The sequence below is a fragment of the Dyella mobilis genome (assembly GCF_016904945.1).
GTDB classification, from domain to species: domain Bacteria; phylum Pseudomonadota; class Gammaproteobacteria; order Xanthomonadales; family Rhodanobacteraceae; genus Dyella_B; species Dyella_B mobilis.
This window is the reverse complement of the sequence record NZ_JADIKF010000040.1, coordinates 680,728-695,516: the sequence shown is the minus strand read 5'-3', so window position 1 is coordinate 695,516 and position 14,789 is coordinate 680,728. Positions and strand designations below refer to the sequence as shown.

General features: G+C 63.2%; 12 protein-coding genes. 8 read left to right on the top strand and 4 right to left on the bottom strand.

What is annotated here, in order from left to right:
- The first annotated feature begins 43 nt into the window (after positions 1–43).
- Positions 44–874: a pseudouridine synthase gene (locus tag ISS99_RS19390; protein WP_204633252.1), complete on the top strand. Its 831-nt coding sequence runs from the start codon at positions 44–46 to the stop codon at positions 872–874.
- An 81-nt stretch (positions 875–955) separates the two neighbouring features.
- On the opposite strand, the gene kbl is transcribed toward ISS99_RS19390, so the two are convergent.
- The 4 genes from kbl to ISS99_RS19370 all read right to left on the bottom strand — a co-directional run bounded on the left by kbl (position 956) and on the right by ISS99_RS19370 (position 8,109).
- On the bottom strand, positions 956–2,152 hold the full coding sequence (kbl, locus tag ISS99_RS19385) for a glycine C-acetyltransferase (protein ID WP_204633251.1): 1,197 nt from the start codon (positions 2,150–2,152) through the stop codon (positions 956–958).
- Between the two features lie 263 nt (positions 2,153–2,415).
- Positions 2,416–6,075 carry a DUF748 domain-containing protein gene (locus tag ISS99_RS19380; RefSeq protein WP_204633250.1) on the bottom strand — a complete coding sequence of 1,220 codons (3,660 nt, stop codon included), beginning with the start codon at positions 6,073–6,075 and terminating at the stop codon, positions 2,416–2,418.
- A 197-nt stretch (positions 6,076–6,272) separates the two neighbouring features.
- On the bottom strand, positions 6,273–7,307 hold the full coding sequence (gene tdh / locus ISS99_RS19375; RefSeq protein ID WP_204633249.1) for an L-threonine 3-dehydrogenase: 1,035 nt from the start codon (positions 7,305–7,307) through the stop codon (positions 6,273–6,275).
- Positions 7,308–7,425: 118 nt separating this feature from the next.
- The gene (locus tag ISS99_RS19370; protein WP_204633248.1) at positions 7,426–8,109 is read right to left on the bottom strand and encodes a hypothetical protein; all 684 of its coding nucleotides are present in this window, start codon (positions 8,107–8,109) and stop codon (positions 7,426–7,428) included.
- 112 nt (positions 8,110–8,221) lie between these two features.
- Here ISS99_RS19370 and miaA point away from each other — a divergent pair, with 112 nt between their 5' ends.
- The 7 genes from miaA (at position 8,222) to ISS99_RS19335 (ending at position 14,778) form a co-directional block, all read left to right on the top strand.
- Positions 8,222–9,181, top strand: a complete 960-nt coding sequence (gene miaA / locus ISS99_RS19365; RefSeq protein WP_204633247.1) for a tRNA (adenosine(37)-N6)-dimethylallyltransferase MiaA — start codon at positions 8,222–8,224, stop codon at positions 9,179–9,181.
- Between the two features lie 153 nt (positions 9,182–9,334).
- Positions 9,335–9,616, top strand: coding sequence for an RNA chaperone Hfq (gene hfq, locus ISS99_RS19360; protein ID WP_204633246.1), 282 nt, complete (start codon positions 9,335–9,337; stop codon positions 9,614–9,616).
- A 6-nt stretch (positions 9,617–9,622) separates the two neighbouring features.
- Positions 9,623–10,933 (top strand): ribosome rescue GTPase HflX, encoded by a 1,311-nt coding sequence (gene hflX / locus ISS99_RS19355; protein WP_204633980.1) that lies wholly within the window; start codon positions 9,623–9,625, stop codon positions 10,931–10,933.
- Positions 10,934–11,227: 294 nt separating this feature from the next.
- The gene (gene hflK, locus ISS99_RS19350; RefSeq protein WP_204633245.1) at positions 11,228–12,325 is read left to right on the top strand and encodes an FtsH protease activity modulator HflK; all 1,098 of its coding nucleotides are present in this window, start codon (positions 11,228–11,230) and stop codon (positions 12,323–12,325) included.
- Positions 12,322–13,197, top strand: coding sequence for a protease modulator HflC (gene hflC / locus ISS99_RS19345; protein ID WP_204633244.1), 876 nt, complete (start codon positions 12,322–12,324; stop codon positions 13,195–13,197). Before hflK ends, hflC begins: the two co-directional genes overlap by 4 nt.
- A gap of 10 nt (positions 13,198–13,207) precedes the next feature.
- Positions 13,208–13,393 carry a DUF2065 domain-containing protein gene (locus ISS99_RS19340; protein ID WP_204633243.1) on the top strand — a complete coding sequence of 62 codons (186 nt, stop codon included), beginning with the start codon at positions 13,208–13,210 and terminating at the stop codon, positions 13,391–13,393.
- A 92-nt stretch (positions 13,394–13,485) separates the two neighbouring features.
- Positions 13,486–14,778, top strand: coding sequence for an adenylosuccinate synthase (locus ISS99_RS19335; RefSeq protein WP_204633242.1), 1,293 nt, complete (start codon positions 13,486–13,488; stop codon positions 14,776–14,778).
- The last annotated feature ends 11 nt before the right edge of the window (positions 14,779–14,789 follow it).

The following is a 14,789-nucleotide window of genomic DNA, read 5'->3' as shown; positions in this document are numbered from 1 at the left end:
ATGCCGGGCTTTTCTTTTGTAAGCCCATTAATCTTGCCTCTTCATGCCCATTCCCTCCGCTCCGCGCTTTGGCCTCGCACGCGTGCTCAGCAAGCTGGGCGTGTGCTCGCGAAGCCACGCCGAAAAGGCCGTGCGCGAGGGCAGGGTAAGCGTGGACGGGCGAATCGTGCGCGACCCGGAGCAAAGCGCCGATCCCGAGCGGCAGCACATTTGCCTTGATGGGGAGGCGGTCACCGCGGCAGAGCGCGTCTATCTGGCACTCAACAAGCCGCGAGGGGTTGTGGTCAGTGCTGCGGATGAACGCGGCCGCGACACCGTCTACGCCCTGCTGGCGGATGCCGGCCTGCCGTGGCTGGGGCCGGTGGGGCGCCTGGACAAGGCCAGCGAAGGCTTGTTGCTGCTCAGCAACGATAGTGTCTGGGCGGCTCAGCTCACCGATCCGCGGTACCACGTGGACAAGGCCTATCACGTACAGATCGATGCCATTCCCGATCCATCCGTGCTGGAACGGATGACCGCCGGCGTCGCGGACCGTGGCGAGCACTTGTCCGCCAAGCGCGTATCCGTGTTGCGCACGGGTGAGAAAAACGCATGGCTGGAAGTCGTGCTCGACGAAGGACGCAACCGACACATCCGGCGCTTGCTGGAGACGCAAGGCATCGGCGTATTGCGCCTGATTCGCGTAGCGATTGGCGAGCTGGCGTTAGGCCCTCTTGCCAAAGGGCAATGGCGTCACCTCACTGCTGCCGAAGTTGCAGGCTTGCATCGGGTGCAGCGAGATCCGGGAGGCAGTTCGCTGCGCACTCCGGCAAAGCCGGCGTTGCCTGCACGATCACCGCGTAATGGCACGCGGGGCCCGGTGCGGCGTAAATAAAGCCGCAGAACCAAGGATGACGTGGTATCCCGCGCGGCTTGGGTTCGCGGCAATCGTCCGGCCGCGAACCCCGCGATCGAATCAGCCGATCACGCCCAGCGTGCGCGCCACCTTGGTAAACGCAGCGATGGCCCGGTCCAGGTGTTCGCGCGTATGAGCGGCGCTCATCTGCGTGCGAATGCGCGCCTGACCCTGCGGCACCACCGGATAGAAGAACCCGGTGACGTAAATCCCTTCTTCGAGCAGGCCTGCAGCCATCGCCTGCGCTTTCTTGGCGTCGTAGACCATCACCGGCACGATCGGATGCACGCCCGGCTTGATATCGAAACCGGCCTTGGTCATCTGCTCGCGGAAATACTTGGTGTTCTCCTGCACGCGTTCGCGCAGGTCGCCAGCCGAGCCCAGCATGTCGAACACTTTGATGGCGGCGGCGACCACGTGCGGAGGCAGTGAATTGGAGAACAGGTACGGACGCGAACGCTGGCGCAGCATTTCGATCACTTCCGCGCGGCCGGTGGTGAAGCCGCCCAGCGCGCCGCCCAGTGCCTTGCCCAGCGTGCCGGTAAAGATGTCGATCTTGTCCATCACGCCGTGCACTTCCGCCGAGCCACGGCCATGGGGCCCGAGGAAACCGGTGCAATGGCATTCGTCGATGTGTACCAGCGCGTCGTACTTGGCGGCCAGTGCGGTGATCTTGTCCAGTGGTGCGATAAAGCCGTCCATCGAAAATGCGCCGTCGCTGGTAATCAGCTTGGTGCGGGCGCCAGCGGCATCGGCCGCTTTCAATTGCGTTTCCAGATCGGCTACGTCGCAGTTGGCGTAGCGGAAGCGCTTGGCCTTGCACAGGCGGATGCCGTCGATGATCGAGGCATGATTGAGCGCGTCGGAGATGATGGCATCTTCCTCGCCCAGCAGCGGCTCGTAGAGGCCGCCGTTGGCATCGAAGCAGGCGGCATACAGGATGGTGTCTTCGGTGCCGAAGAATTCGGCGATCTTCTTCTCCAACTGCTTGTGCAGATCCTGCGTGCCGCAGATGAAGCGCACCGAGGCCATGCCGAAGCCGTGTGTATCCAGCGCGTCCTTCGCCGCCTGGATCACTTCCGGATGATCAGCCAGTCCAAGGTAGTTGTTGGCGCAGAAGTTCAGCACCTTGCGTCCGCCTTCCAGTTCGATCTCGGCCGACTGGGGCGAAGTAATGATGCGTTCTGCCTTGAACAGGCCCTGTTCGCGGATGGATTCGAGTTCTTGGGCGTAGCGCGCCTGGCCGGAGTAGCTCATGAGGGAACTGCCAAGTTGGGGGAAGGCGCCAATTGTCGGACTTTCGGGCGGCGCTTTGAAGAGCGGGGCGGTCGGCAAGGGTCGATCACCGCGAAGGCGCACATTTCGTGCGCCGGGGCTCTTGACCGTCCCTAGGGCCTGTTAGCACTATTTTCGTAGCCCGCGTTGTCGTTGAGTGGATGTCAGGTGGTAGTGCGTGGCACTGACTTGGCTGGCGCGCAAACAATTCCCGGCGCGGGCCACGAAAATAGTGCTAACAGGCCCTAGTGCAAGCCGAAGTCGTCGCGCGTGGTCTTGCCCTTGTCGTCAATCCCCTTGGCGTCCAGCTTCGGAGCCAGCACGAACACGCGGCCGTCGTCGATCTTGCCGTGCATGTACTGCCTGACTGCGTCCGCGCGCCGTTCGGCCAGGTGGCGCAAGGCGTCCTGGTCCACGGTTACGTTCGCTTCCATCAGTTTGGTCATCACATCCGGCGGTTGCGACTTGGTCAGGCCGACGAGGTCGCGCTGCTTTTTGAATTTGGCGTGTTTGTAGGCCTTGGCCAGGTATTTGTTGTAATCGTCGGTGCCCGGCTTGGCCGGTGCCGCCTTGGCCGCGTCGGTGCCGATATCGTCGGCTTCTTCCTTCTGTACGGCCTGATCGACCATCACGGTGCGCAAGCCGTTCTCGTCGAAAGCGGGATCGACGCGACCGGTGATGTCCAGTTTCAGCGCGGGTTTCTTGTTGAGGATGTCCACGATCTTGGCCAGCCGATCGTCGGCATCCTTGCTGAGCACGTCGGAGCCCGGGGCGAATTCCACGTAGCCCAGATCCTGCTGGCCACCGCCCATGCCGGCGGCCAGCAGCCGGAAGGGAGCTGTCACGGCACGCTTGATCAAATTCAGGAAGGCCTGCCAGATCACACCGCCCAGGCTGAAATGCGGGTCGTTGAGCGAACCGGACACCGGCACGTGAATATCGATGTTGCCGTTGGAGTCCTTGAGCAAAGCCACCGCCAATTTCACCGGCAGATGGCTGATGCCGGGGCCTTCGATGCGATCGCCGAAGGTCAGCTGATTGAGCACGATGTGGTTGTCGGCGTTCAACTTGCCCTGGTCGAGTTGATAGTGCACATCCATGGTCAGTCGGCCCTTGGTGATCGGGTATCCGGCGTACTTGCCGGAATAGGGCGTCAGATGCGTCAACTCCACGTCGTTGGCATTGGCCTTGATGTCCAGAAAAGCCACCGGCGTAAGCGGATTGATGGTGCCGTTGATGTCGACCGGAGAATTGTTGTCGAGCGAACCTTGCAGCGTGACATCGGCCGGCTTGTCGCTGGTGTCCGTGCCGAAGGCGCCGATCTTGCCCGCCAGTTGGGTGATGTTGGCGGTGTAGTTCGGCTTGATGAAGTTGTCGGTGTAGTTGAGGTTGCCGTTGGCCAGGGTGATCTGGCCGATGTGAATCTGCGCAGGCGGCGCGGCCGTAGTGCTGGCGGAAGCGAGCGTGGCAGATGAGCCCGCGGGCGCGGGTGCTGCCGGTGCGGGCGCAGGCGTAGGCGTAGGCGTAGGCGTGCTTGCCGGCGCTGCCGGTGTCGGGCCGTTTTGCGCGCGAGTGACCGAGACCGGTGCCTGTGCGGGGTTGGAGACCACATCCTGCACATTGATGCGGCCGTTCGCGTTGACGATGACGCGCGCGTAGAAATCGTTGAGCGCCAGCCCACCAATATCCACTTGCGGTGCGCCTTCGCCCATCCGCACTTTCATGCCGCTGGCCGATAAAGCATTCCAACTGAGGAAATCGTCGTTGGTGACTTTATCCAGCACTTTTACGCGGCTCAGCACCACGCGGCCTTGATAGCTGATCAGCGGTGCCGATTTGCGATCGCGATAGCGGGCTCGGCCGTTGGCGCTCAGCAATGCGCTGTCCAGGCGCACATTCAACGGCACGCTCACCAGGGACGCGAACGGAGCCACGTTCAGCCGCGTCGCCTGAATGCGCAGATCCGCATCCATCGGTTCGGGCTTGACGCTTCCATCCACGTGGAACTTGCCACGACCGATGCCGCCCACCAGGTTCAGTTTGACCGGCTTGTGCATATCGTCGGAAAGGCTGTCGATGCCGAACTTGTCGGCGTCGATCACGATGCGGCCATCCTTGCTGGGCAGGCTTGGGTCGGTCAGCGCGAAGGTACTGCCGTCGACGGCCACGTGGGCGATGCTCCAATGCCACGACGGCGAAGCTTGTTGCTTGCCGTGCGAAGGAGAGGATTTCATCAGGTCGCTGAGATCGACGCTGCCGTTTTTGAGGCGCCGCGCATCTATCTTCAGCCCTTGCATGGTCACGTCGCCCAGTTGCGCCACGCTGCTGCCCAGATCCAGGTGCTGGATATCGGCACTGAGCGACTGCCACGCCACCGGTTTGCGGTCGCGTTGCTCCATGGCGAAGCTGTTCAACGCAAGCTTGCTGGTGTCCATGGTCAGCGCAAGCGTCTTGCTCCAGTCCACCTTCAAGTGCATGTCGCCATCGAGCGAACCGCTGGCGATCTGCGCGTTGAGCATCGGCGGTGCCATGGCGACCAATGGTTGCAGGTCGACGCGTGTCAAGCTCACTTCACCGTCGTAGCGACTGGTGCTCATGAACAAGCTGCCGGTGGCATGCACGTTGCCATTGGCCAGGCCTGAAGTGATATCGAACGTGGCCGGTTGCGCGGAAACGGTGGACAGCGCGCGGAGGCTGCCGTGCAGGTTGTCCAGCGTGAGCTGTGCAGGCTTGGGGCCGCTGCGGTCGACATAATCGAATGCGCCATTCTCTAGCGCAAGCACAGCGATCAATGCATCCGTCGGTGGCGTGCCGGGTTTTGCCGGCGGTTTGTCCTTGCCGAGCAACGCGTCGAAGTTGGTATGTCCGCCGGGCAATTTGGCGTAGTGCAGCTTCGCCTGGTCCAATTGGATGAGGCCGAAGTGATAGCGCGTCTGCAGCGGTTGTACGTCGTCCAGCACGGCCGAACCATGGCCCAGTTCCAGCATGGGGGCGCCGTCGTGCGAAGTCATGGCGAAGTTGTCGATCTGCAGTTGGCCTTGCAACTCCAGTTGCTGGGTCGGCTGGGTATCGATGAAGTGCAAGTCCAGCTTGCCCGACAGCAGTCCGCTGGGAATATTGGCCGGCAGCGGTTCGGGGACGTAGCCCAGGTACTTGGCCAGATCCAGGTGATCCAGGTTGAAGCTGATCACCGACTCGCGGCTGTTTGCAAAAGGCTTGGTCTGGCCCTGGATGTGCAGCGGGCTGCCATCCATCTGCATGGACAGCAAGGGCTGCACGAAGATGTCCGTATCGTGCGGCAGGTTGGCCAGGAACGGGATGCCGATCTGCAGCTGGTCGATGCGGTGCGTGGCGTTCAGCACCTTGTCGTCGAGCGTGATGTCGCCGTCGCGCACACTGATATTGGAAAGCGCGAAGCGCGTTGGCGAAGCGTTGGGATTGGCAGGCTGGTTGGCGAAGCGCTGCACGATGTCGCTGAAATTGAACTGCTGCGGCCCGGTGCGCACGATGTGGATCTGCGGATGCACCACGGACAATTCGTCAAGCACCGGCGCCAGACGAAACAGCGATCCCCAGGACGCGTTCACCACCAGGTTGTCGATGTCAATGAAAGATGAAGTGCCGCCGCGCTCGCCGATGTGAAACTTGTCCACTGCCACCCGCAGGGTGTACGGATTGACGTGAATCGCGCCGATCGTCACGGGGCGATCAAGTTGTGTGCCGAGCTGTTTTTCCAGCTGGCTCTTGATGATGCCGGGTGCAATGAAAAAGCCGAACAGCCCCAGCAGCACCAGAAAAATGACGATGACCAGCGCCGTGATGCGCAAGCCGCGGGACCGGTAAAGGCCTATCGCGCGTTCGCGCCCGGCCTGCAGAAAGGCATTGGGTGAGTTTCCGTTTGCCATGCCGTGATGCTCCCGTGACATCGCGGACCGACCGTGCACGGCGGTGGCCGTGCACTTACCTAAGCCAGAAACTCATGTCGGCACGCCCCGGAGCGGAGTGTACAGTGCGGCGTAGGAGATTGCGCAGCACCCCGTAGGCATTTTCCTCAGGACGTGCTGCGCGATTCAGCGGAACGAAGGGTTGCGGGAAACCGGCTTCAATGCCAGGAACAGACCACCTTGCCGCACACGCCTGCATCCATCAGATCGAAGCCCTTCTGGAAGTCGTCGATGTGGATCTGATGGGTCAACACCTTCTGCAGCGGGAAGCCGGTCAGCACCATCTGGGTCATCTTGTACCAGGTCTCGTACATGCGGCGTCCGTAGATGCCTTGCAGGGTAAGGCCCTTGAAGATCACGCGATCCCAGTCGATGCCGGCGCCCTTGGGCAGAATGCCCAGCAGCGCGATCTTGCCGCCGTGATACATGCAGTCGAGCATGTCGTTGAAGGCGCGCGGATTGCCGCTCATTTCCAGGCCCACGTCGAAGCCTTCCATGTGCAGGTCTTTCATCACGTCCTTCAGCGACTGGTTGGCCACGTTCACTACGCGCGTGGCGCCCATGTCGGCGGCGAGCTTGAGACGAAAATCGTTGACGTCGGTCACCACCACGTTACGTGCGCCGACGTGCTTGGCGATACCGGCCGCGATGATGCCGATCGGGCCTGCGCCGGTAATCAGCACATCCTCGCCGACCATGTCGAATTCCAGCGCGCAGTGCGCGGCATTGCCATAGGGATCGAAGAAGGCGGCCAGTTCGGAGGGGATCTGATCGGGAATCGGCCACAGGTTGGAGGCCGGCATGGTCATGTATTCGGCGAAGGCGCCGTTGCGGTTCACGCCGATGCCGATGGTGTTCGGGCACAGGTGCTGGCGGCCGGCACGGCAGTTGCGGCAGTGGCCGCAGACGATGTGACCTTCGGCGGAGACGCGGTCGCCGATCTTGTAGCCGGTGACACCAGGGCCGATTTCCACGACGCGACCGACGAATTCGTGGCCGATGGTGAGGCCGGGCTTGATGGTGCGCTGGGACCACTCGTCCCATTTGTAGATGTGCAGGTCAGTGCCGCAGATGGCGGTCTTTTCGAGCTTGATCAGCACCTCGTTCGGGCCGACTTCCGGCACCGGCACCTCTTCCATCCAGATGCCTTTCTCGGCGTGGCGCTTGACCAGGGCTTTCATCGTTTGCGGCATGGGGCACATCCAAAAAGCGGGGCGGGAGGGGAAACAGGCCGACAATTATATCGGTATGCCGCGTATTGACCTTGGTGCGATGCAGCGTGCTTGCCGAAGGTTGTGGGCTGCGGGCAATTCAAAGATCCAGCCGGTCATAGCTGCGCTTGAACACGATCGGCGCCTGCACCTCGGTGCCGGTCCAGGTTTCCGTCACCGTCAGATGGTGTCCATCGGCCGAGCGCACCCAGGCCTGGTCGAGGCGGGTGCCATCGTCGAACTGCATCGACACCTGTATGCCGCTTGGCGTTTGCTGAGTCCGTACCTGCGCACTGCCATTGAGCGATTGGCGGGCGATGCCGTCGAATTTGGTGTCGAGGCGATCGGTGTTGTTGTAGTCCACCCGCATGCCCTGGCTGGTCTGCTGCACGTTGAGCATGCCGTCGTCGGCCAACAGAGGCGGCGAGGGGCTTTTCTTTGGCGTGCCCTTGCTGCTGCTCGAATCCTGGCTGTCTTGGCTGCCGCTTCCGTGCCGTCCGCCGCCCATGCCGTGGCCGCCGCCGCGTCCACCGAAGGCATGGCTGGGTGCGGCCGGCGTTCCGCTGGAGCTGGCGGCAGCAGGGTTGGATGACGGTGCTTCTTCGCGGCGTTTTTCCGCGCGCAGGCGCTGCGCGATATCGGTCGCGCTGTCGCTGGCCTTGTCGTTGAGCTGCCAGATGCCGCTGACGTCGGTCGGTTTATCCTGCGCGAAGGCACAACCGACGAGCAGCAGGCTGGCAGCCACCAGCACGGCTGGCGAACGGGGACGTTTTCTTGGAGGCATGACGTGCTTCGTTTGGGGTGGGGCGGTTTTCCGATCAACGCACGGCGAGCCCTGCAGTGCACGTGTCGCTGCCGGGCAGGAAGCCGGGAGCCGTACCGAATACAATGCGTCGATGCCAGTCGATCGTCGTCCGCCCGCGATATTCCTGATGGGCCCGACTGCGTCGGGCAAGACCGCGCTTGCCTGCGCCTTGAGCGAGCGTTTTCCGCTCGGGCTGGTCAGCGTCGACTCCGCACTGGTTTACCGGGGGCTGGATATCGGCACGGCCAAGCCCGATGCCGCCACGCTGGCGCGTTATCCGCACGAGCTGATCGATATCCGCGACCCGTCGCAACCGTATTCGGCCGCCGATTTCAGTGTCGACGCGCAAGCTGCCATGGAGCGCGTGCGCGCCGCCGGCAAAGTGCCGCTGCTGGTGGGAGGTACCGGCCTGTACTTCCGGGCTTTGCAGCGCGGCTTGTCGAGTCTGCCCGAGGCCGATGCGGAGATTCGCGCACAACTGGGCGCGGAAGCGGCAGTCATGGGTTGGGACGCCATGCATCGGCGCCTGGCAGAACGCGATCCAGCCGCCGCCGCACGCATCAAGCCCAATGACGCGCAACGCATCCAGCGCGCGCTGGAGGTGATTGCACTGACCGGACAGGCACTCAGCACCCAGCAACGAGGTGGGCGCGGACAATCCTTCCCTTGGCGCGTACTCAAGCTGGCCCTGTTGCCAGTGGATCGAGGGCCTTTGCATGCCCGTATCGCCGGGCGCTTCGAAGCCATGTTGCGGGATGGCCTGCTCGATGAGGTACGTGGCCTGCGCGAGCGGGGGGACTTGCGCCAGGATCTTCCGGCGATCCGGGCAGTGGGGTACCGGCAGGCCTGGGAGCACCTGGACGGTCTCTATGATGCGTCCGATCTGCGTGACAAGGGCGTTTTCGCCACCCGACAGCTGGCCAAGCGACAAATCACCTGGCTGCGCAGCGAGCTGGATGCCCGCGTGTTCGACCCCGAATTGCCCGGCTTGCTGGACCGGTCCACCGATGCCCTGGACCTGTTCCTGGGGCGGCCTGCGCCACGCTCGTGAAGCCTGTGACGCAGTTTTGTTATCTCTTTGTCATAACTTACAAAACTCTTTCAACCACGATTTAAAAGCGGTTAACATTCGAACACCTAGGGCCGGGGTGCCATTGGCACCATTCTTTTTCGGCCCATCCGTTGGACGAGGGGGAGAACAAAAATGTCAAAAGGGCAATCCTTGCAAGATCCGTTTCTGAATGCATTGCGCCGTGAGCGCGTACCGGTCGCCATCTATCTGGTCAATGGCATTAAGCTGCAGGGCACGATCGAATCCTTCGATCAGTTCGTGGTGCTGCTGCGCAATCAGGTGAGCCAGATGGTCTACAAACACGCCATCTCCACCGTGGTGCCCAGCCGCAACGTGCGTGTCGGCAATGGCCATGACGGTCACGAAGGCCACGAAAACCATCTCGAGCACGCGTCTGCCGAAAACGAAGGTTGATTCACCCTGTTTGATAGACAAAAGAAAGGCGAACGAGCCGTGTTGGTCCTGCCGCATTCGCGCGGCGGGAGCGACGCGGCCGAGCGGGCGGAAGAATTCGTCGAGCTGGTGAAATCGGCTGGTGCCGAAGTGCTGGTCACCATCCCTGCTCGCATCGATGTGCCCAATCCCCGCTACTACATCGGCACCGGCAAGACCGAAGAGGTAGCCGAGGCGGTCCGCGCCCTGGGCGCCGATCTGGTGCTGGTCGATCACCTGCTTACGCCGGTGCAGGAGCGCAACCTGGAAAAGGCGCTCAGTACCCGTGTCGTGGACCGCGCCGGGCTGATCCTGGACATCTTTGCCCAGCGTGCGCGCTCGCACGAAGGCAAGATGGAAGTGGAACTGGCCCAGCTCAAGCACCTGGCTACCCGCCTGGTCCGTGGATGGACGCACTTGGACGCCCAGCGCGGCGGTGCCATCGGCAACCGCGGCCCCGGCGAAACCCAGTTGGAAACCGACCGACGCCTGCTCGCCGAGCGCGTGAAGATGCTCAGCAAGCGGTTGGAAAAGGTGCAGACCCAACGCACCCAGCAGCGTCGCGCGCGTTTGCGCAACACGGTGCCGCGCGTGGCACTGGTGGGGTATACCAATGCCGGAAAATCCACCCTGTTCAACACCCTTACGCAAGGCGAGGTCTACGCGGCCGACCAGTTGTTTGCCACGCTGGACCCCACCGTGCGCAAGCTGGACGACCTGAGCTGCGGCCCTGCTGTTCTCGCCGACACCGTCGGATTCATCCGCGAGTTGCCGCACGACCTGGTCGCGGCGTTCCGCGGCACCCTGGCCGAGGCGCGCGATGCGGATCTGCTGCTGCACGTCAGCGATGCGGCCGATGAAGAACGCGAGCGCCTGCACGAGGTGGTCGATCAGGTGTTGGAAGAAATCGACGCTGGCGACGTGCCCCAGCTGCACGTCATGAACAAGATCGACTTGACCGGTACCGAACCGCGCATCGTGCGTAACGGCGAGGGCGTGCCACAGCAGGTCTGGCTGTCCGCCCACACCGGCGCCGGCCTGGATCTATTGCGCCAGGCCCTGGGCGAGGTGCTGGGCGGCGACCGCGTGCAATCGGAACTGCGGCTGCCGTTGTCGGCCGGCCGCCTGCATGCCCGGTTGCGTGCCGCCGGGGCGATTGCCGAGGAAGCCGTCGATGAGGAAGGCTGGCGCCTGCGCATCGATGCGCCGCGCAGCGTGCTGGCGCCGCTGGCCGGCGGGCAGGGCGGCGAGATCGAGCTGCTGCGCGGCCTGTTGGGCACGCCGGACGAAATCGTATAGCCGGTTTTTCTTCCTCTCCGCTTTGGGGGTGCGCCCAGGCGAGGGACGAATCTGGCGAGAAGGCGCATCAAGGCTCGCCCTGAACTTTCGGGTTCGCAAGATTGCCCCTCGCCCAGCCCTCTCCCCGAAGGAGAGAGGGCTACCCTGGCTACCGTCTCTGCTAGAATGCGACCGTTTGTGCACGATGCCTTCCTGGCACTTGCGCGTCCCATTACTCAACACCATGTCCCATCCTGCACAGAGCGTTTTCCGGCCGTTATTGCCGGCCTCCCAGCGGCCCCAAGGAGACTGACCATGGCCTGGAACGAACCCGGCAACGGGCAACGCGATCGCGACCCATGGAACAAAAACAAGCGCGGTGCCGGCGGTAAGCCGGGCATCGAGGCCACGCTCAAGGATGTGGCCAAGCGTCTGGGCAAGCTCGGCGGGCCGGGTGGCCTGTTCACCATCCTTGGGATCTTTGTGTTGGCCTGGTTGCTGATGACCAGCTATACGATGATCGGCTCGGGTCAGGTGGGCGTGGTGCAGCGCTTTGGCGCCTACGCACGCACGATCGGGCCCGGCTTCCACTTCAAGCTTCCATTGCCGGTGGAAACCGTACAGCCGGTGGCCACTTCGCGCATACGCGCGATGTCGGACCAGGTCCGCATGCTGACCCGCGACGAAGATATCGTCGCCGTGGATTTCAGCGTGCAGTATCAAGTTACCGACCCGCAGAAATACGTATTCAACGTCCGCGACCCGGACGGCACGCTCAACGAAGCCGCGCAGGCTGCCGTGAGCGCCGTGATCGGGGCGCAGCCGATGGATGGCGTCCTTACCGGCCAAGGCGATGCCAATGCGTCCGCGCCGGCGCTGGCCACGCTGCAGCAGCAAGTGCGCGACCAGTTGCAGCACGTGCTGGATGGCTACGACTGCGGCCTGCGCGTGACCGACGTGAACTTCCAGTCCGTCAGCCCGCCGCAGGAAGTGAAGGAAGCTTTCGACGACGTCAACGCCGCGCGCCAGGATCGCCAGGGCCTGATCGACCAGGCTCATGCCGGCACCAGCCAGGAGGTGCCGCTGGCCAACGGCGATGCCAAACGCCTGGCGGCCGAAGCGGATGCCTATAAATCCGAGCGCGTCGCGCGCGCGCAAGGCGATGCCGAGCGCTTCAACCTGATCCTCAAGGAATACAAGGCCGCGCCGGATGTCACTCGCCGCCGCCTGTGGCTGGAAACGATGGAAGAGATCCTGCGCGCCAGCAACAAGGTGATCGACGGTTCCGACGGGCGCAGTGTCATCAACATCAGCGGCGAACACGCCGAAGGCCAGCCTGCCACCAACCTGCCAGGCGTAGGCGCGGTGGCACAGCCTGGCGGCGACGACGCAGACAAGGAGAAGCAGCCATGAAGACCACCGCTGCCATCATCGTCGTGCTGGCCTTGCTGCTCGGCTTCAACAGTTTCTACACCGTGGGCGAAGGCCACAGTGCACTGGTGCTGCAGTTCGGCCAGATCCTGCGCACCGACCGCCAGGCCGGCCTGCATGCAAAGGTGCCCTTGCTGCAGCAGGTGCTCGTACTGGACGACCGTACGCTTTCCTTCGATGGCCGCCCCGAGCGTTACGTCACCCTCGACAAGCAGAGCGTGAATGTCGACTTCTACGTGAAGTGGCGCATCGACAATCCGGCCGATTACTACCGCGCCACCGGTGGCGATGAACTGCAGGCCGGCCAGCGCCTCAGCCCCATCGTCAGCAATGTGTTGCGCGGCATCGTGGATACCCGCAGCCTGCAGCAGCTGGTTGCCGGCAATCCCGGCGAACTCAGTTCCGGCACCGTGCAGCAGGCCAACGCGCAGGCGCAGAAGGCGTTGGGCATTTCCGTGGTGGACGTGCGCATTACCGGCATCGAGTTCCCCGACGACATCAAGGCTGCCGTCTACAAGCGCATGCAGACCGAGCGCCAGCAGCAGGCTGCGGCGATCCGTGCCGACGGCAAGCAGGAGGCCGAAGCGATCAAGGCCGATGCCGACCGCCAGGCGCAGGTCATCCGTGCCAATGCAGAAAGCGAAGCGGACAAGGTGAAAGGCGAGGGCGACGCCCAGGCGGCGCAGATCTATGCGCAGGCCTACGGCCAGGATCCGGATTTCTTTGCCTTCTACCGCAGCCTGGATGCCTATAAAAAGGCCTTCGGCGACGGCAAAGGCACCATCATCCTGAAGCCCGATTCCGAATTCCTGCGTTACTTCGGCAACCCGGCACCGGCTTCGGCCAGGCACTGAGCAAACGCCGATGCCACGCGATTTCTATGCGGCGCTGTGCCTGGTACTGGTGATCGAAGGCCTCGTGCTGTTCGCCGCGCCGCAAGGCTGGCAGGCGATGATGCGCGAGGCCCAGAAATTGAATCCGCGTACCTTGCGCGCCTTTGGCGCGCTGGCCATCGGCATCGGCCTGATCACATTGCACTGGGTGCACTGAAGATCAGCCCGCACACCTTCACCGCGCGGTAACCATAGCGCGCGATAGTTTTCCCGTTCCGCCGATCGGAACGTCTTAGAGCGAGAAGCATCATGGGTAAGTCAGTCGTAATTCTTGGAGCACAGTGGGGCGACGAAGGCAAAGGCAAGATCGTCGACCTGTTGACCGAACGCGTAGGCGCCGTCGCGCGCTTCCAGGGCGGTCACAACGCCGGCCACACCCTGGTCATCAAGGGCAAGAAGACCGTGCTGCACCTGATTCCCTCGGGCATTCTGCGCGACGACGCGCTGTGCCTGATCGGCAACGGCGTGGTGTTGTCGCCGGCTGCGCTCAAGCAGGAAATCGAAGAACTGGAAGCCCAGGGCGTCAACGTGCGTCCGCGCCTGAAGATCAGCCCGGCCACGCCGCTGATCATGCCGTACCACATCGCCGTGGATAAGGCGCGCGAAATCGCCGCCGGCGGCAAGGCCATCGGCACCACCGGCCGCGGCATCGGCCCTGCCTACGAAGACAAGGTGGCTCGTCGCAGTGTGCGCGTAGCCGACCTGATGTATCCGCACGAGCTGCCCGAGAAGATCAAGGCCGCCGTCGAATACCACAACTTCATCCTCACCCAATGGCTCAAGGCCGAGCCGGTCGACTACCAGCAGGTGCTCGACGACGCACTCGCCTACGGCGAATTCATCCGCCCGATGGTCGACGACGTCGCCACCATCCTGCACGACGTGCGCAAGGAAGGCGGCAACATCCTGTTTGAAGGTGCGCAAGGCGCGCTGCTCGACATCGACCACGGCACCTATCCGTACGTTACCTCCAGCAACACCACCACCGGCGGTGCGCTGGCCGGTACCGGTGTGGGCGCGGGCGACATCGACTACGTGCTCGGCATCTGCAAGGCCTACGCCACGCGCGTCGGCGGCGGTCCGTTTCCCACCGAACTCAACGACGACATGGGCGAGCGCCTGCGCAAGGTCGGCAACGAATTCGGCGCCAGCACCGGCCGTCCGCGCCGCTGCGGCTGGATCGACCTCGTCGCGCTGAAGCGCGCCGTGCAGATCAACGGCATCAACGGCCTGGCCATCACCAAGCTCGACGTGCTCGACGGCCTGGAAACCATCAAGGTCTGCATCGCCTACGAATACCGCGGCAAGCGCCGCGAACTCGCTCCGCTCGACGCCGACGGCTGGGCCGAGTGCAAGCCGGTCTACCTGGAATTCCCGGGCTGGTCGGAATCCACCGCCGGTATCCGCGAATGGGACAAGCTGCCGCCGGCCGCTCGTGCCTACTTGCGCGCGGTGGAAGAACTCTCCGGTTGCAGCCTGGCGATCGTGGCGACTGGTGCGGATCGTGATGACACGATCGTGCTGGATGATCCGTTTGCCTGAGTTGGGTATTT

Coding starts and splice junctions, on each gene's coding strand:
- ISS99_RS19370 (WP_204633248.1), bottom strand. CDS start 8,109: ATGCCTCCAAGAAAACGTCCCCGTTCGCCAGCCGTGCTGGTGGCTGCC.
- tdh (WP_204633249.1), bottom strand. CDS start 7,307: ATGCCGCAAACGATGAAAGCCCTGGTCAAGCGCCACGCCGAGAAAGGC.
- hflK (WP_204633245.1), top strand. CDS start 11,228: ATGGCCTGGAACGAACCCGGCAACGGGCAACGCGATCGCGACCCATGG.
- ISS99_RS19335 (WP_204633242.1), top strand. CDS start 13,486: ATGGGTAAGTCAGTCGTAATTCTTGGAGCACAGTGGGGCGACGAAGGC.
- miaA (WP_204633247.1), top strand. CDS start 8,222: ATGCCAGTCGATCGTCGTCCGCCCGCGATATTCCTGATGGGCCCGACT.
- hfq (WP_204633246.1), top strand. CDS start 9,335: ATGTCAAAAGGGCAATCCTTGCAAGATCCGTTTCTGAATGCATTGCGC.
- hflC (WP_204633244.1), top strand. CDS start 12,322: ATGAAGACCACCGCTGCCATCATCGTCGTGCTGGCCTTGCTGCTCGGC.
- kbl (WP_204633251.1), bottom strand. CDS start 2,152: ATGAGCTACTCCGGCCAGGCGCGCTACGCCCAAGAACTCGAATCCATC.
- ISS99_RS19380 (WP_204633250.1), bottom strand. CDS start 6,075: ATGGCAAACGGAAACTCACCCAATGCCTTTCTGCAGGCCGGGCGCGAA.
- ISS99_RS19340 (WP_204633243.1), top strand. CDS start 13,208: ATGCCACGCGATTTCTATGCGGCGCTGTGCCTGGTACTGGTGATCGAA.
- ISS99_RS19390 (WP_204633252.1), top strand. CDS start 44: ATGCCCATTCCCTCCGCTCCGCGCTTTGGCCTCGCACGCGTGCTCAGC.